We start from the raw sequence: 17,883 nt of genomic DNA, 5'->3' as shown, positions 1-17,883 counted from the left end.
CGATCGCACCTAGACTGTAGGCGATGGGAGGAACTAGGGATGGGCGGGCAGAGGGATGCGTTGATGGAGATCGAAGCGATCGCCATGGCTGAGAATATGAACTTTGAGGTGGTGCATACTCAAGGGTTCGGTCATGCCCACATCGGGTTGATTGGTGTAGGACATCTGCCCAGGATCAACAATGGTGACGGTGCCACGACCGATGACTTGAAACAGGTCATTGCCCTCAAACATGGCGCAGGTGTCTTCATCGATACCAATGCCCAGCTTGTCAGGATAGGTGGCGATCGCACTCATCAGCCGCGCCATGCGGTTGCGGTTGTGGAAATGTTGATCCACGACCAGTTCGGGCAAAATGCTCAGCCCGGTGGTGAGATCGACCAAGGCCCGGTTGGGAGATTCGCCACTGCCGCCGCCCGCGATCATGTGGTGCCCCATGATCGCGGCTCCGGCGCTGGTGCCTGCTAGGGTAACTTCGCCAAGCTGAGCCCGCATTCTCACCCGATCCATAATCGGAGTATCCGATAACAGACCACAGAGCCGCAATTGGTCACCGCCGGTAATAAAGACTCCCGTGGCAGTTTCAATGAAGTCCTGCCATTCAGGCTTATTGCCATCATCTCGCTCGCGAATGTCGAGTACCTCGATGGTTTTGACGCCCATGTCGTTAAAAATGGTGCGGTAGCGATCGCCAATGGCTTCCGGCTCGCGAGATGCGGAGGGAATGATGGCAATCTGGGCATTGGACGCGCCAGCTCGGCTCCAAAATGTTTGGAGAATTTGGCGACCGTGAATTTTATCTTCTGCACCGCCAATGACCATGACGGCTGCTTTGGTAGTCTTGGGCATCCTCTGCGTCAGAGATTCGGTTTCTAATTGCAGCATGATACTGTGCTTAGGCTTGAAGGTGATCAATCGCTCCAGCAACCTGCGGATAGAAGACAAGGGGCTGTCCATGGGGTGGCCGGCCTGGGCTTGAACAGAGTTCATTGTGTAGGGGTGAGACGATGGGTCTCGCCGCCGCCACGGAGATGCTCACTGGCAGAGCCCAGGGGCTTCAGCAGCATACCGTCTGGTATTGGCATCTTACCGCGAACGCTGGAGACTAGGCCCTTGAAGCACAGGGCTGAATCCTCTCCAACCAGAAACTGTGAGGATTGTGTCAGGGTTAGAGGCTTAATGGATGGCGTAAGACTGAATCAGCCCTCGGAACCATCCAGGGTTAAGACCCATCGTTGACAGAAACCATGCTGGAGCATGTTGCTTCAATAGGCATCATCCCAGATTTTTAACCCTTGTTTAAATATTCTGTAGAATTGACCCGAAGGTTTACGGTTTTGATGTCCAGCGAATATGGGATGATAAGGGGCATTTGGGGTTGAGGTTATGAACGTGTGGTTGGGCTGTGCGATTTGACATTATTACGCTATTTCCAGACTTCTTTGTATCTCCCCTGCAGTCAGGACTGTTGGGGAAAGCGATCGCCAACCAAATTGCTGCGGTGCATCTCACCAATCCCCGGGATTTCACCACCGATAAGCATCATCGGGTAGACGATGAACCCTACGGTGGTGGTGTCGGCATGTTGATGAAGCCGGAGCCAATTTTTGCTGCGGTAGAGTCCTTGCCCGATCTGCCTCGGCGGGAAGTGCTGTTGATGACACCCCAGGGGCAGCCCATGACCCAGCCGCTGTTCCAAACCCTGGCCAGTGACTATGACCAGTTGGTCTGCATTTGTGGACATTATGAAGGGGTCGATGAACGGGTGCTGAATCTGGTGACCCGCGAGGTGTCATTAGGAGATTTTGTACTCACCTGTGGCGAAATTCCGGCCCTAGCCCTGCTCAACGGCGTGATTCGCCTGATGCCGGGCACGGTGGGTAAAACCGATTCTCTGAAGTATGAAAGTTTTGAGGATGGGCTGCTGGACTATCCCCAATACACCCGCCCGGCGGAGTTTCGGGGTTGGACGGTGCCGGAGGTGTTGCGATCGGGCAATCACGGGGCGATCGCTCAGTGGCGACGGCAGCAGCAGCTTCAACGAACCCGCGATCGCCGCCCTGATTTATTTGAAGCTTGGCAGCAATCCCAGGAACGACTGGGGGAATCGAGCGATCGCGATTAGGGCTGGGGATAGAAGGTGAGATAGAAGGCGATCGGTGAAAGACAAGGTCAGGGACGAGGGGAGGAATCTATGGATATTCGCATTGGCAATGGCTACGACATACATCGACTGGTGCCCGATCGCCCCCTGATTTTGGGCGGCGTGACCCTGGAGCATTCCCTAGGGTTGCTAGGACACAGCGATGCGGATGTGCTCACCCACGCGATTATGGATGCCATGCTGGGAGCGCTGAGCCTGGGTGATATTGGCCATTATTTTCCGCCCACCGATCCCCAATGGGCAGGCGCAGACAGCATTGAACTGTTGAAGCAGGTACACCAATTGATCCAGACCCAGGGCTGGCAGATTGGTAACCTGGATTCGGTGATTGTAGCGGAGCGGCCCAAACTCAAGCCCCACATTAAGACCATGCGCGATCGCCTGGCCACGGCCCTCCAGCTCAACCCCGATCAGGTGGGGGTGAAAGCGACCACCAACGAGAAGCTTGGCCCCACAGGACGAGAAGAGGGCATCGCGGTCTATAGCGTGGCCCTGTTGATCCGTCCCTAGGCTAGGGAACCCCGCTCTGTACACCAGTGTCGATGAGCAGGGGAAGCCGTTAAGAATCAACGACCCGCTGCAGAGGGGCGATTTTGGGATCGACAATTTTTTGACCGATGCTGGGAAATTTGATCGCTAGGCAAATTTTGTTGCCTGCCCCAAAAATATGGGTCACCTGACCAACACCAAAGGCTTTGTGAACCACGCGATCGCCCACCGTCCAATCGTCTTCGTGGCTGCCGAGGGGATCGGAGGCCTTGCGTTCGCGGGTGGTGCGTTGGTTGATCGGTTTTGTCCACTTTTCTGGCAGGGCGCGATCGGAGCTGGTCAACAGCAGATCGCGGGGCAGTTCGGCTAGGAACAGGGATGGACTAGCGGATTCGCGGCTGCCGTAGAGTCGTCGCTCGGAGGCATGGGAGAGAAATAGGCGTTCCTTGGCGCGGGTGATGCCTACATAGCAAAGGCGGCGCTCTTCTTCCAAGGAGGCTGGATCATCCAAGGAGCGGTAGTTGGGAAACAGTCCCTGCTCTAGCCCAACCAGGAAGACGACAGGAAACTCTAGCCCCTTGGATGAATGCAGCGTCATCAACGAAACGCGATCGCTGCTTTCGTCGCCATTGTCTAAGTCAGACGCCAGGGAAGCGTTGCCCAAGAACATCATCAGGTTCGACTCTTCGTTGTCGTCCTCAAACTGTAGGACGGCGTTGTACAGCTCCTGCACGTTGGCAATGCGCTCTTGGGCTTCATCGGTGCCCTTGTCTTGCCATTCGTCTAGGTAGCGCGAATCTTCGAGGATCCCCTGCACAATTTCCGACGCCGAATGGTCATCCACACGGGACTGCCAGGTTTTGAGCATGGAGGCAAATCCTAGGACGGCCTTGGCCGATCGCCCCGCTAAGGGCTTCACCGAGGTTTCGTCCTGCAAAATTTCCCAGAGGGGAACGCCTAGCTGGGTGGCGGCGCTTTCTAGGCGATCGATGGTGGCTTTGCCAATGCCCCGACGCGGTGTGTTGATGATGCGCTTTAGGCTGACACTATCGGCTGGGTTGGCGATCGCCCTCAAATAGGCCAACACATCCTTAATTTCGCGGCGATCGTAGAAGCGCAGACCGCCGACGATGGTGTAGGGAATTTCTTGGGAGACCAGAGATTCTTCAAAGGCTCGGGATTGGGCATTGGTGCGGTAGAGGATGGCAAAGTCGCCCCAGCTTAGCTCTGGGTGCAGTTCCTCAAGCTGACGAATCTGCCGCGTCACAAACTGGGCTTCTTCGACCTCATCGCCCACCCGGTTGCAAAATACCATTTCTCCCGTGCCTCGGGTGGGGCGCAGGATTTTGTCAATCCGTTCGGTATTGTTCTCAATTAGGTGGTTAGCGATCTGCAGAATATTTTCGGTGGAGCGGTAGTTTTCCTCCAGCTTCACCATGCTGCGGGTGTCGTCATCGGGGAGCCCATCGCCAAAGTCGCCTTGGAAGTCCATCAAAATGGTGAAATCAGCGGCTCGGAAGGAGTAGATAGACTGATCTGCGTCTCCCACCACGAAGATCGAACGATGGTGCCAATCGTCAAACTGCTCGGAGCTAGCGCCGTTGGTGGTCAGCAGGCTAATCAGGTCATACTGGGTGCGGTTGGTATCTTGGTATTCATCGACCAAAATATGGCGAAACCGCTGGTGCCAATAGCTGAGCACCTGTTCGTTTTGCCGAAAGAGCTGCACGGGTAGCAGAATCAGGTCGTCAAAATCTAGGGCATTATTGGCGGCCAGGGCCGTTTGGTAATGGGAATAGACATCGGCAATCACCCGCCCGCGATAGTTGGGCTGCTCGGCTTCGATGTCTTGCGGTGACCAGCCTTGGTTTTTGGCATTGCTGATGGCATAGCGCACCGATCGCGGATCAAATTTCTTGTCATCCAGGTTCAACTGCTTGGTGACGATCTCCTTCACCAAACTCTGGGCGTCCGATTCATCAAAAATCGAGAAGCTGCGCGTCCAAGTGCGTCCCTGGGGATCTTGGTACTTTTCAATATCAAAGCGCAGAATGCGGGAACAAAGGGCGTGGAAGGTGCCAATCCACAAATTCTTGGTCACCGTGCGATAGACCTGCGATCGCAGTTGGGTTTGCTGGGCAGGCGATAGAGCCTCCAAGGGTTTTTGGTGCCGGTGTTGGGCTTCCTGTTCTGCAAAGAGCCGTTCAATCCGCTCCTTCATTTCCCGGGCCGCTTTATTGGTAAATGTGACGGCCAGGATATTTTCAGGATCGACCCGGTGGGTGAGCACCAGGTTAGCAATCCGATAGGTGAGGGCGCGGGTTTTGCCCGACCCTGCCCCCGCCACCACCAACATGGGGCCACAGAAATGCTCCACAGCCCGACGCTGAGAGGGATTAAGATGGCTAAGAAAATCAAGAGATTGCGTCATGAAATGCCCGAACAGTGTAGCCGTTGCGATCAACCGTGTCGTGCCCACTGACCCCGTCAGCAGGACACAGACCCTATAGCTTAGGGTATCGCATCTGTCTCCGTACCGAACGGTTAATCAGGGGCGATCGCTCTAAAATCAGCCCATACAACGATTCTGTTAACCTGATCCTGCCGGTTGTTCGTCCCCAGCAGCAGCGTTTTTGGGATCAAGACAGGCGATCGCTTGAAATCAAGACAGGCGATCGCTTTCCAGACGTAAAGGCTGCGGATTCGCTCGGTCTAATCTGCTGGCGTATGCCGAGAAAAGACATAGATGCGCTGGGTTTCAAGCTGTCCGCAGAGTTCTGAGGGACGTAAGGTTTCGCCGTTGGCTTCATCCAGGCGGAAGAGTTGCCGGTGTAGTTTCACCTGCAGATTGGTGAAGGGATCGCCGCCGGGAGACACCAAAAATTCAAGCTGCTGCACGGTGCTCCAGGTTGCCAAGTTGTCTAAGATTTGCCCGATCGCAAGGACGTAGGGATGGGTGCAGTCTTGGTACCAGTCGGCGGCGGCAACGTTGGCTTGATCGAGCCCTAGATGGAAGGTGAGGGAGGATTTGCCAAAGAGAGCGATCGCCATGGGGCGGGCTTCTTCTTGCAGCAGCAGATCATGGGCAGTGGTCAGGTGGCGCAGTTTTTCGAGGCGATCGTAGCGTTCGGTGACGGAATGGGGTTCATCTTGCCATTGGATGGCGACGGTTACCAGATAGGTTTGCAGGAGCAAATGCCCGAGTTTTTGGGCTTTGGTGGCCAGATAGTCCACGTTGTAGGAGGTCGCTTCGATCAATAACGGCACCCGGTCTACCATCTCTAGGTCGTAGCCCTTAAGTCCGGCAATTTTGCGGGGATTGTTGGTGATCAAGCGAAACTGTTTGACGCCGATGTCGTTGAGGATCTGCGCACCGATGCCGTAGTTGCGCTGGTCGGCAGGAAAACCGAGTTTTTGGTTAGCCTCCACGGTATCGAGCCCCATGTCCTGTAGGGCGTAGGCCTTGAGCTTGTTCACTAGCCCAATGCCGCGTCCTTCTTGGCGTAGGTAGACCACAACGCCTTCCCCCGCCGCCTCGATCATCTTCAGGGCCGCCTGCAGTTGCATCCGACAGTCGCAGCGCAGGGAGCCGAGGGCATCGCCGGTTAAGCATTCTGAATGCACCCGCACCATGATCGGCTGCTGGGCAAAGGTGGCCGGATCGCCCTTGACCAGGGCAATGTGCTCAGAGTTATCCAGCAGGTTGCGATAGGCGTAGATTTTGAACTGACCAAACTGGGACGGCAGATCGGCCACCGTCTCTCGCCGGATAAAGCGTTCGTGCTGCAGGCGATAGCTGATCAGGTCAGCAATGCTGATGATTTTGAGATTACGCTCTTTGGAATAGGTCACCAGTTCTGGCAACCGGGCCATGGAGCCATCGGGGTTTTGGATCTCGCAGATCACCCCCGAGGGATACAGGCCTGCGAGGCGTGCTAGGTCAACCCCAGCTTCCGTGTGGCCGGCCCGCTTGAGCACGCCCCCTTCCCGAGCCCGCAGGGGGAAGATATGCCCTGGACGGCGGAGGTCGCTGGGTTTGGCTTGGGGGTTGATGGCAATTTGGATGGTTTTGGCCCGGTCATCTGCAGAAATGCCGGTGGTGACGCCTAGATGCAGGGCTCCGTCGATGCTGACGGTGAAGGCCGTTTGCTCGCTGCTATCTTCAAAAGAATGGCTGCTGACCATTAGGGGTAGTTCTAGCTCATCCAAGCGATCGCCCATCATGGCTAGACAAATCAGCCCCCGGGCCTCCACGGCCATGAAGTTGATCATGTCGGGGGTCGCAAACTGGGCAGCGCAGATCAGATCCCCTTCATTCTCGCGATTTTCATCGTCTACAACCACAATCGAACGTCCGGCCTTCAGGTCAGACAGGGCATCGTCGATGGAGTCAAATTGGAAGGTGAGATCCATAGTGTCAGTTGAGATTTCCATTGCACCGGGCTGCGATCGCGCAAAACAAGCTGGAACACCATCCGGGTGAGGACGGCTTCATGTTTCTTCAAAGTAGCGTAGATTCTTATTTTAGCCCGTTGACTTGGCACCCAGCCGCGAACTTTCATAAAAGCAGGGCGATCTCACAGGCGATCGGAGATGACTATCGTGGTGATCGGGATAGTGCTGATCAGGGATCCTAGTGCTGATCAAGGATCACTATAGTAGAGAAGGTAGAGAAGAGCTGCCTATCAAGCTTGGGAGTAACGTCTATGGCTGAGTATCAACGCATTGAATATCGCATTGGTTCTGATGGACAGATCATCGAAACGGTGATGGATGGTCTGGGAAGCGGCTGTCTTGCGGCAACCCAGGCGATGGAGCAAGCCCTGGGTGAGGTGGAGCAGCGCCAGTTTAAGCCGGAGTATGAGGCTGGTGCGGAGGTGGAGACAACTCTGTCAGCGATCGCCTCCCAATCTATCTCGCCTTCCTAACCCTGGTTCACCCAGCGCATACCCTTCATCGTTTACTAACAGGATTTCAGCGTCATCATGATTGGAGCTAGTGGATTTTTTCTCTTTGATCTGGTGATGACCGTCGTTGCCCCGATCACCACCCTAGCGGTGTTGGGCAGTGGGTCGTCTCAGCCGTCTATCGAACGTGCCGACGTGAATGAGCTACGCCAACAGTGTCGGCGGCTTCAGGCGCAATTGCAGACGCAAGAGGAGCAGGCGATCGCTCAATCTCGTTTAGATACCTTCGAGGCTTTGCAATCGTTACTCATCGGCTATCCTAGCGCGGCCAAGATGGTGGGTAGCCAGCCAGAGTTTCCAGCTCGACATTTGATGGCGATGCTGACGCCCTTGGATCACCTGCTCAACCAGTGGGGCTATGAGCGCATTGGTCAGCCTTGGGACTCGGTGTCCTTTGATCCTCGTCTGCATCAGCCCGATGAGGAGGATATCTCCGTGGGCGACTCGGTCTATGTGCGGTTTGTGGGCTACCGTCAGGGCGATCGCATTCTCTGTCCCGCGAAGGTGAGCCGCACGCTGCCGTCTAATGTGCAATAACGGCAAGATTCCAAACCGGCAAGGTTGCTGAACGGCAAGATTCCAGACCTGCAAGATTTAAAAACCGCTAGGATGATGTGACACAGTAGGGTTGAGCAATCAGGGTATGACGGCGATCGCCATTGATTTTGGCACCAGCAACACAGTTGTTGCCATTCAAGATGCGGCTAGCCAACGGCCCCAAACCCTGGTGTTTGATCGGCTCTCGCGCCGAATGCAAACGCCTCGGGGGCCGGTGAGTGTGGTGCCTAGCCTAGTCTTTGTGAAAGATGCCGAGACCTTGATGGTGGGGGAATCGGTGCGATCGCAGCGCTTGGGACAAGTCCAGCCCGATCGCTACTTCCATGGGTTTAAGCGGGATCTGGCTGCCGATTTTCAGCCACCGCCCCGGATCTTGGACGGTCAAACGTACACCGCCGCCACCGTGTCGGAGGCCTTTCTGCAGACTCTTTGGCAGCAGGTGCAGCAGCAGGGCATGACGCCCAGTCACCTGATTTTCACCGTGCCGGTGGGAGCCTTTGAGCGCTACCTCGATTGGTTTCGTACCCTGGGCGATCGGTTGGCGGTGCCGACGGTGCAGTTGGTGGATGAATCCACCGCTGCGGCGCTGGGCTATGCGGTGCGGCGGCCGGGGTCACGGGTGTTGGTGATTGATTTTGGTGGCGGCACCCTCGATCTGAGTCTGGTGCGCACTGTTCCTACCACCCAGGGGCAGCGATCGCTAAAAGCAGAGGTGATCGCTAAGGCCGATGCCTATGTGGGCGGGGTGGATATCGATCGCTGGATTGGGGAACGCTGTTTGCAGCAGTTGGGGCTAACTCGGGAGCAGATTGGCGAAACCGGCTGGCAAATGGTGCTGGAACGGGCGGAGCGGCTGAAAATTCGGCTGTCGTCGGAGGAGACGGCGACGGAAAGCTGGCTGGATGACGAGTCGTTCCGGGCCTATGACCTGACCTTGACGCAACGCGACTTGGCAGACTTGCTGGAAGACCAGCAGCTTCTCGACCAGGTGCGCCAGGCGTTGGATGAGGTCTTGGCGATCGCCCAACTAAAAGGCGTGGGCAAGGCGGATATTGAACTGGTGTTACTCGTGGGCGGCAGTTGCCAACTGTTGGCGGTGCAGCAGTTGATGCTGTCCTACTTTGGACGGCAGCGGGTGAAGATGCACAAGCCTTTTGAAGCCGTAGCCCATGGGGCGATCGCCCTCAGCCAGATTAGCGAGGTGGATGACTACCTGCACCACAGCTACGCCATTCGTTTGTGGGAGCCTTATAGCAAAACCTATTCCTACTTCAAAGTATTTGACCAGGGGACGACCTACCCCTGCAGTCGTTCTGAACCGCTGACCCTGCAGGTGGCCCAAGAGGGGCAAACCGAAATTCGTCTGGATATTGGCGAAGTTGCCGACCTGGCCCAAGCCGAACTGGTCTACGATGCCCAAGGACGGATGACCAGCAGCGCCGTCCATCGCCAAGAGTCGTACCGCTCTCTGGAAACGCACCATAATCCAGTATGCATTGCCCATCTAAATCCACCGGGACAGTTGGGTAGCGATCGCATTACCGTACAATTTGCCGTTACTGCCGATCGCACCCTGGTAGCTACGGTGCGGGATCTGCTGACGCAAACCACGCTGGTGGAACAAGGAGCGATCGCTACATTGCAATAGTGCGATCGCCCCTAGAGGTGAGCCCTAACGTCCTCCCATACCGGGAATCAGACCAGAACTGAGCCGCTTCAGCGCTCGGTTGGCCACATCTCCGTAGCGCAACTCACCGCAGAGAATCTGCCCCATGCGTTGGGTGGCCGACGGCCGCTTCACGCCAACTTTATAACCGATCCCCGGCACCCGGTAGAATACACCGGCTAACCGCTGGGCCCAGGCCATATCACTGCCCCATACCTCGTTGACCACCTTAGTGTAGTGTTCTAAGGCGTTGGCATCGCCTCCCAGGGCCGCATCGATCGCATCCGCTGCCTTCACGCCAGTGAGAATAGAGGGACGAATCCCTTCAGCGGTAAATGGATCCACCACGCAGGCGGCTTCCCCTGCCAGGACTGCATTCTGGGTATGCAGCACCTGATCGCCATCCCAGAGGCAGAGGGGATGGACAAACTGCTTGGCACTGGAGAAATCCACGCCAAACATCTTGGCATAGTCCATCAACGTAGCTTTAAAGTCCTGAGGGTCGCCCCCCCGGAATGTGCTGACGCTGATGGAATAACCATCTGCCTTCGGAAAGTTCCAGATATAGCCGTTTTTGACCATGCCGAATTCAAAATAAATTCGGTCGATATCCTGCCCTTGCTGGGTTGCTTCTACTTCCAAGGCTCCAGCCAAGCGACGCTTACGCTCCTTGAAGCCTAGCCATTGGGCCATGGGCCCTTTTGCGCCATCCGCTGCCACAAGATACCGACCCTCCAAGGGCCCTTGGGCTGTGTTCACTTGCCAGCGATCGCTCTTAAAGTCAATGCCCGTAACCTCAGTGCCATCTCGGAGTTCAGCGCCTTGCTCTTGGGCTTTTTGGATCAAAAAGTGATCAAAGACATCTCGCTGCACCATCCACACCGGCTCTGTGCTTTCAATTTCCGCATCCACCGGGTCTTCCATTTTCCAGGTATAGCGCACCGTCTTCACTTTCATGGAGATGGCGGGCGAGAAGTCAAAATCAAACCATTGGGCAATCTGCGGAGAAACACCACCACCACAAGGCTTGTAGCGGGGCAGAGATTCCTTTTCCAGCACGAGAACCGAGCGCCCCCGTTTAGCCAGATGGTACGCTGCTGCTCCCCCGGCTGGGCCTGCGCCCACAATGATGCAGTCATACATAGGGCTTTGATTCTCACTCCTAATTAATAATTGAAGGCACTGTGATCAAGGCTTGGGTTTGAGTCTAGAACTCCGAAGGTCGTCATGGAAGCCATGAACGCGGTTTGGAGAGAGGCGAATGCTCCAGCGCTGGCGATCGCCCTGCCTCGATCTCGTTGGATCTAGAGCATAGATGGTGCGATCGCCTATCAAAACAAGGGTCAAGCTCGTTTTGGATCAAGATGGTTGATCTCTGGAGCACTTGCTATTGCTAGGGTCTGGTCGATGATGAGGTTATCAAAGGAACATTGATCACAGTTTCAACATCAGTGGTTCCTGTTTATGTTGGCACGGTCTCCATATCGATGTCCAACAGCCAAGCAGGGGCAGACCACGGAAGTGCCGACGAGCGGTGCGTCTTGCGGATAGTTTCTAGCCTTAGGGCATGGAGCCAGGCAAACGAGAGCTGATGTCAGGAATTATGGTGATAGCTTGTGAGGTAGTTTGAAGAAACCGTGAAGAATCTGAGATTTATCTATGGAAGTAGAATAACGTTGGTGAATTCATGGTTAGAATACTTAACGTTTGGTGTTAACCACGAAGAGTCGTTAAGAGTCTTCGGTTCATCGAGACTAGCAGGGATGCTTTTGTTGAGGATAGGTTAAACGTTAAAAGCCCTCAATGAGGTTGTAGTTGTTCTGTGACCATCGACTTAAAAGCCTGTGAGCGTGTATTGGGCTGGTTGCCTAGTGCGTAACGGTTGAGGATAGTTCATTCTGATGCTGTCCTGCGTCATGTCTTCAGGGTGCAATGCTGATAAGGGACATTCCTTTAATGTGACGACGATCTAGCAATGAAGCTAGGTTGTCTCCATGGTTTAGGCTGCATGTTAACCCGCCTAGAGATGAAGCAAGATAAGCAGCTTATGTCAGTGATCTAAGGTATTTGAGCTTGATCACCGTGCATAGTAGCGTTGAACCGGTTCACTAAGTCTGAGGATAGGCCTCAATGATGAGTCTTATTGAAGCATTCTGCGACACCATGCGATCGCGTAGACCTAATCAAAGGCTTGCAGGCAATACTCAACCTGTCCAGCTTGGATATTAGATGGTAGGGTCTAAAGCTGTGATCATATCCATTGATGACATCCATGTCGAAGTCTGGCCTTGCATGGCAGCCAAGCTCATGAGACAAGGGATAGATATCCTTCGTCAAGCCTAGGTTTTACGGTGGCGCGCTCTCGTTCCAGTTTTGTTCAATAGCCCGCTCAAGGGTTCATCCTGCCTGTCTAGATAGGTCTTTCTACAGGTTTTTCAGGGTGGTCTGTATCGATGGCAGATACAGAAAATAGATATTCACATCACATTCAACCCAACACTGAACCTTATTGACTATGTTGACGAGTCGTTATCAGCGCGTGTGGACAAAAGCCCAAGACTATGCCCAGCGTAACTACGAATGTTTAACCAAAGAGCCTAATCTCTTTTTGATGCGGAAGTCTGCTCGGTTTGAGATGGTGCGGGATTGGGTTGACTTTACGCACCGATCGAGCCGTAAAGGATTGCCTGGAGATGCTTTTGCAGGATCTCTCTTTCCAGATGTAGATGTTGAGCAGACGGTACAGGCTTTGGAAACCGATGGCTTGGCGCTCCATCTCACCTTGCCAGCCGACATTCTGCAGGAACTCTTAGACTTTGCCTATACGGCACCATGCTATGGCGATCGCGATCCGTTGCTGGAGTTCCATATCAATCAGCAGGATGAGTTTGAGCAACAGCTAGGGCGATCGCTGCTGGTGGGAAGTTATTTAGACAGCCATGCCGACTGTCCTGCCTTTCAGCGATTGAAGAATGATCCCAAAATCTTGGCGATCGCTGCCCGCTATCTGCGCACAAAACAGCCTCAGTACCTCACCAGTGAAATCTCGTGGAGTTTCCCGGCTCCTAGTGATCTATATCAGCAACTGAAGGCCGCTCAAGTCTTCCACTACGACATTGATGACTATAAGTGCATCAAATTCTTCTTTTATCTCACCGATGTGGATGAAGAGAGCGGCCCCCATGCCTGCATTCGCAAAACCCATCGCCGGAAGAAGCTTGTCCATCAAGTGCTAGGACAACGCTGTGCATCCATTAGCGATGAGCGCCTTATGGAACTCTATGGACAGGATAACGTAGAGTCTATCTGCGGCCCGGCCGGGTCGGGATTTGTGGAAGATATCTTTTGCTTCCATAAAGGTGTACCGCCCCGCAGCAAGACCCGCCTGCTGCTGCAGTTTGAATACACCATGAACTACTATCAGGGGGCGCGATTGTATACCTAGACCGTAATTTTACTTAGCTTACTTTAACTTAGCCTGGAAAGGCATCAAAATCGCTCAGAAAAGCTCTGGGCGATTTTTTTGACTGGGTAAACTATCCGTAATTTTGCTGGAAATTTAGCTAATCTCCTTTGTCTGTCTCCGCAAAAATCAGGAGGCTGCTCCTAGTCATTTCTGAAAAGTTGCTGAAAACCGCAATTTAAATCCTCATTTTGTCGCTTGTGTTGCTGAGGGGTGGTGGTGCAACGTGCTAATGATTTCAATACTTACACGGAGTGAAAGTGTTCTTAGACCTCATAGGATGAGTTTATAAAGGTTTAGTAAAGCTCTCCTAGACTTAGTCTTATAACAAGTTTGAACCCCGGAGACCGTCTAGTTATATAAGGATGGAACACCCCATGGTTTGGCAAATACGTGTTCAGTACGCCAATGGTAACGAGCGAGTTATATGGTCATTTCGCAACCGTGAATCTGCCCTGAAGGGGATTGATGTTCTTTACTCCCAGGGCTACCCGATGCATATGGCCTATGTCGTTCGCTCCGTTGATGCTCCGATCGCTGCTTAGTACGCCCTTTTTTGACTCTATTTTGAGATTCCAAGTTTGACTCTGGATGTCCTTGCCCTTGTGCTCATCATTCAGCCAGGTTTGGCAGCCAAGACTGGGTTGCTGAACCCTAGGGCATCTGTTGGACGCGTTATAGGACTCACGGGACTCACGTTCCTAACCTTTGAGTCTGGCAGTGCGGCGTGATCAAGTGGCTTTCAGTCAACCGTCCTGTAGGGTGCCGTTAGGCGCAGCCTTAACGCACCGTCTCCTAAAAAGGAACGTCATCGTCATCAAAATCAATGGGTGGCTGGGGATGGGGTGCCGGCTCTGGCGTCGGGGTGCTGACCTTGGGGGCGGCGGTTGGCTGAGGTTGCTCAGAAGCACTGCCAGGCAAATCATCACTAGGTAGGTCATCACCAGGCAAGTCACCGTCTAGATCCACCAATTGCCCATTGAATGTTTCTGCTAAGAACTTGGCGGCCCGCGTCACCTCATCTTCGGGCTGCCAAGGGAGCGGCTCTAGGGAAGCAGGCTGGGCGGGTGCCGGTGTGGGTGCTGCAGGCTTAGGTGCAACTGGCGGTGCCGGCGCGGCTGGCGCGGCTGGGGAAACGGGCGGAGATCCGGCCGTTCTGGGTGCGGGTAGCGGTGCAGGTGCGGGCGGCGGTGGAGCTGGTGGAGCTGGTGCCATGGATCCTTCTGCGGCAACGTCTAGCTTGATGTGAATAGGACGTTGGAAATAGTTTCCTAGGGCGGCCTCTAGATTTGGCAGGCGCTCCTTGACCATGCGGAAGAGCGGCTGGGAGCGGGTTGTGATCCGAGCTTCGGTGCCGTTGAAGGCGGCTAGGGTACATTGCTGCCGCAGCAGCATACGGGTGGAAATGGGTTCAACTAGATCCAAGATCGCCAGCCACATGTCCGCTAGGGTTTGACGCACATCGGGTTCTGGAGCCGGTGCGGGTGGCGCTGGAGTCGGTGTGGGTGCTGCAGGGGAAACTGCTGGTGCGGGAACTGGTGCGGAGGCGGGAGCTGGTGTGGATGTGGCTACGGGTGCGGCAGGTATGGGTGTGGCGGGTGCGGCAGGTGCGGCAGGTGCGGCAGGTGCGGAAATAGGTGCGGGTGCAGCGGTGGCTGGCACAGGCGCAGGAAGGGGCGTGGGGATAGAGGCGGCTGGTCTGGATCTTGGTGATGGGCTGGCGGCGGGGGCGATCGCTGATGGCAACAGCCCCAAGAGCGTGACTTCCAGCCAGAGGCGGGGTTGGGTGGTATTTTTCACCTGCACTTCGGTGCTGCGTAGATGCTGCTGTCCGGCCAGAATGGTCGCGAGATCTAGATCCTGGGCAAAGTCGCACAGTTCGCCCCAGGTGGATGCGGTGATTGCGACTAGATCTTGGCGATCGCGAGCCGTTTTGGCAATCAAGACATCCCGGTAGAAGCTTGCCAGGTTTTGCAGCACAATCAGCGGTTCCCGTCCCCGGTTCATCAACTGCCGCGCCTGTTCCAACACCGCAACGCCGTCATCGTGAGCGATCGCCCTTAGCAAATTCAGCAAATCCTGTTCGGGCACCGCGCCGACTAAATCCCACACATGGCTGATGCTGATCGATTCGTCAATTAAACTCAGTTGATCCAGCAGACTCTCGGCATCCCGTAGCCCCCCCTGGGCGAGCTGGGACACAAGCTGAATCGCATCGTCCTCAATGGCAATCTGTTCCTGACGGGCGATCGCCATCAGGTGCTGGGTCATGGCGTCGAGGGGAATGCGGCGGAAGTCAAACCGCTGGCAGCGCGAAATGATCGTCGGCAGCACCCGCTGAGGATCGGTGGTTGCCAACACAAACACCACCTGCTCCGGCGGTTCCTCCAAGGTTTTCAGCAGCGCATTGAAGGCCGCTGTGCTCAGCATGTGACACTCGTCAATCACGTAGACTTTGTAGCGACATTGCACCGGAGCAAACTGGGCCCGCTCAATCAGTTCGCGAATATTGTCTACCCCGGTATTGCTGGCGGCGTCAATTTCAATCACGTCTAGGGCCGAGCCCCGGGTGATGGTGCGGCAGGTTTCGCAGGTGCCGCAGGGCTGGGCCGTGGGGCGCGATGTGGTCATGCAGTTCAGCGACTTGGCCAAAATGCGGGCGCTGGAGGTTTTGCCCGTACCCCGCGGCCCAGAAAATAGGTAGGCCGGCGCGATGCGCTGTTGCTCTAGCGCACTGGAGAGAGTTTTGGCGATCGCTTCCTGGCCCACTAGTTGGGCAAAAGTTTGGGGGCGATACTTGTGGTGGAGGGGTTCGTAGGGCATGGACGGTGAGGAACCGATAGGCGAAGGTCGAGATGCCGAGGCGGGGAAGAGTCGGTCGCTATCTATCTGGGGGCAAGCGCTGCACAGGCTAAGATGATGGACGATCCCAGACGCGGTTTCTAGCCTAACCCGGATGGTGCAATTCTCTAGGAGTAAGGAGTGGATAGGCCCTGCTGCTTGCGATCGCCCCAGCTCCATCATCTGTTGACGAATGGGTGATTGAATCGGCCATAACTCGCTGATCAATCGATCTTAGGTTTCTACCCGTATTGCCACTCTTCCCATGATGCCCCGACTGTCTACCATCCTGCGTCTCACCCGATCGCGACTGTCGCGCGCCATCGTTTTTTGGGTTTTTCTGAGCATCGTTCTCGTCGAAGCCGTGATTCTGGTTCCCTCCTATTATCGTCGCCAACAAGAACTGTTGAACCAGTTGCAGCAAGTTTCCCAGGAAGTGTTGTCGTCAGCGCTGACGGATTCGGTGTTGATGCAGAATCCGGAGGATATGCTGCCCGCGGTCAGCGAGAAGTTGCGGGACGATTCGGTGATCTTGGGAGCAGCTCTTTACTATACCCATGGCGTTTGGATCGATGCGTTTGGAGATGCACCGATGCTGGAGCCTGAGGAGATTGTGGCGGCGGCGGATGTCTCCACCATGGTGACGGACTATGGGGGCGATCGCTACGATGTCGGCTGGTTTTTTTCCACTGACTCCGGGGACTTTTTGCTGGTGGTGCGCCACGATGCCTCGGCGGTGCAGCCGGAGCTGAATGCATTTCTCTGGCGGATTGCTGGTCTAGTGGCAATCATTGCTTTGGTGGTAACGGCGGCTACCATGGTCACCCTGGGCAAGATTGTGATTGTCCCGATTCTGCGCCTGCGAGACGATTTGCTAACGGCCACGGATATTGTGGGGACAGATTGCCCCGATCCTGAGTTTCGCAGCCTAGCGCGTCCAAGGCAGGATGAACTGGGGGAGGTGATTCAGGCGTTTGTTGATCTGTACGATCGCGTTCAGCAGGAAATTAGCGATCGCGTCCAGGCTGAGGCGGCGCTGCGGGAAGAGCAAACGCGATCGGAAAAGCTGCTGTTGAATATTCTGCCGGCCACGATTGCCACCCAGTTGAAGCACGATCAACGGGCGATCGCTCAGCGATCGGAGCAGGTGACCATCTTGTTTGCTGACCTGGTCGGCTTCACGTCGCTCTCGGCCCAGATGACGCCCACGGAACTTGTCAATACGCTCAACACCATCTTCTCCGCCTTCGATCGCCTGGCAGAACAGCATCGGGTGGAAAAAATTAAGACCATTGGCGATGCCTATATGGTGGTAGGCGGTATTCCCGAACCCCAATCTGACCATGCCACAGCGATCGCTCAGATGGCGCTGGATATGCAGCAGTTCATTCAGACCTTCTCGACCAGCCAAGAGCATTCGTTTCAACTGCGCATTGGCATTGGCACCGGCGTAGTGGTGTCTGGCGTCATTGGTCTCACCAAATTCAGCTATGACCTTTGGGGGAATGTGGTGAACCTAGCCAGCCGCATGGAATCCCAGGGCATCCCCGGCAAAATTCAGGTGACCGATGCCACCTACCACTGCCTCAAGGAGCAGTTTGAGTTGGAAGAACGAGGCCTGCTCAAGGTGAAAGGTTGGGGAGAGGTGACCACCTATTTTCTAGTGGGCCGTAAAGAAGCTTAGGGGTTGGCTCATCTTCCTCCTAGGTGCTGGCCCCACGGCTGAATCGGGTCG

The 17,883-nt window shown here is 55.1% G+C and carries 13 protein-coding genes; 8 read left to right on the top strand and 5 right to left on the bottom strand.

Annotated elements, in window-relative coordinates; translation table 11 throughout:
- Positions 1-33: 33 nt before the first annotated feature.
- Positions 34-885: a cyanophycinase gene (locus JUJ53_RS14295; RefSeq protein ID WP_343327963.1), complete on the bottom strand. Its 852-nt coding sequence runs from the start codon at positions 883-885 to the stop codon at positions 34-36.
- A gap of 520 nt (positions 886-1,405) precedes the next feature.
- Between JUJ53_RS14295 and trmD the strand changes: the two genes are divergently transcribed.
- Positions 1,406-2,125, top strand: a complete 720-nt coding sequence (trmD, locus tag JUJ53_RS14290; RefSeq protein WP_204152707.1) for a tRNA (guanosine(37)-N1)-methyltransferase TrmD — start codon at positions 1,406-1,408, stop codon at positions 2,123-2,125.
- A gap of 69 nt (positions 2,126-2,194) precedes the next feature.
- Positions 2,195-2,674, top strand: a complete 480-nt coding sequence (ispF, locus tag JUJ53_RS14285; protein WP_204152706.1) for a 2-C-methyl-D-erythritol 2,4-cyclodiphosphate synthase — start codon at positions 2,195-2,197, stop codon at positions 2,672-2,674.
- Positions 2,675-2,723: 49 nt separating this feature from the next.
- Here the strand turns inward: ispF and pcrA are convergent, their stop codons facing one another.
- Positions 2,724-5,084, bottom strand: a complete 2,361-nt coding sequence (pcrA, locus tag JUJ53_RS14280) for a DNA helicase PcrA (RefSeq protein WP_204152705.1) — start codon at positions 5,082-5,084, stop codon at positions 2,724-2,726.
- Between the two features lie 281 nt (positions 5,085-5,365).
- The gene (gene ribBA / locus JUJ53_RS14275) at positions 5,366-7,066 is read right to left on the bottom strand and encodes a bifunctional 3,4-dihydroxy-2-butanone-4-phosphate synthase/GTP cyclohydrolase II (protein WP_204152704.1); all 1,701 of its coding nucleotides are present in this window, start codon (positions 7,064-7,066) and stop codon (positions 5,366-5,368) included.
- Positions 7,067-7,359: 293 nt separating this feature from the next.
- On the opposite strand from ribBA, the gene JUJ53_RS14270 reads away from it, so the two are divergent.
- The 3 genes from JUJ53_RS14270 to JUJ53_RS14260 all read left to right on the top strand — a co-directional run bounded on the left by JUJ53_RS14270 (position 7,360) and on the right by JUJ53_RS14260 (position 9,826).
- Positions 7,360-7,581, top strand: coding sequence for a DUF2997 domain-containing protein (locus JUJ53_RS14270; RefSeq protein ID WP_204152703.1), 222 nt, complete (start codon positions 7,360-7,362; stop codon positions 7,579-7,581).
- Between the two features lie 57 nt (positions 7,582-7,638).
- The gene (locus tag JUJ53_RS14265) at positions 7,639-8,157 is read left to right on the top strand and encodes a molecular chaperone GrpE (RefSeq protein ID WP_204152702.1); all 519 of its coding nucleotides are present in this window, start codon (positions 7,639-7,641) and stop codon (positions 8,155-8,157) included.
- Positions 8,158-8,263: 106 nt separating this feature from the next.
- The gene (locus tag JUJ53_RS14260) at positions 8,264-9,826 is read left to right on the top strand and encodes an Hsp70 family protein (protein WP_204152970.1); all 1,563 of its coding nucleotides are present in this window, start codon (positions 8,264-8,266) and stop codon (positions 9,824-9,826) included.
- 24 nt (positions 9,827-9,850) lie between these two features.
- On the opposite strand, the gene JUJ53_RS14255 is transcribed toward JUJ53_RS14260, so the two are convergent.
- Positions 9,851-10,987 (bottom strand): geranylgeranyl reductase family protein, encoded by a 1,137-nt coding sequence (locus tag JUJ53_RS14255; protein WP_204152701.1) that lies wholly within the window; start codon positions 10,985-10,987, stop codon positions 9,851-9,853.
- A gap of 1,372 nt (positions 10,988-12,359) precedes the next feature.
- Between JUJ53_RS14255 and JUJ53_RS14250 the strand changes: the two genes are divergently transcribed.
- Complete coding sequence (locus JUJ53_RS14250; protein ID WP_204152700.1) at positions 12,360-13,289, top strand: hypothetical protein; 930 nt, start codon at positions 12,360-12,362, stop codon at positions 13,287-13,289.
- 395 nt (positions 13,290-13,684) lie between these two features.
- Positions 13,685-13,852: a hypothetical protein gene (locus tag JUJ53_RS14245; protein ID WP_204152699.1), complete on the top strand. Its 168-nt coding sequence runs from the start codon at positions 13,685-13,687 to the stop codon at positions 13,850-13,852.
- Positions 13,853-14,102: 250 nt separating this feature from the next.
- Here JUJ53_RS14245 and JUJ53_RS14240 read toward each other — a convergent pair whose 3' ends face one another.
- Positions 14,103-16,130: a DNA polymerase III subunit gamma/tau gene (locus tag JUJ53_RS14240; protein ID WP_204152698.1), complete on the bottom strand. Its 2,028-nt coding sequence runs from the start codon at positions 16,128-16,130 to the stop codon at positions 14,103-14,105.
- Positions 16,131-16,416: 286 nt separating this feature from the next.
- Between JUJ53_RS14240 and JUJ53_RS14235 the strand changes: the two genes are divergently transcribed.
- Positions 16,417-17,832: an adenylate/guanylate cyclase domain-containing protein gene (locus JUJ53_RS14235; RefSeq protein WP_239125065.1), complete on the top strand. Its 1,416-nt coding sequence runs from the start codon at positions 16,417-16,419 to the stop codon at positions 17,830-17,832.
- Positions 17,833-17,883: the final 51 nt, after the last annotated feature.

The sequence above is a fragment of the Leptolyngbya sp. CCY15150 genome (genome assembly GCF_016888135.1).
Lineage (GTDB): Bacteria > Cyanobacteriota > Cyanobacteriia > RECH01 > RECH01 > RECH01.
This window is presented reverse-complemented; position numbering and strand designations above follow the sequence as displayed.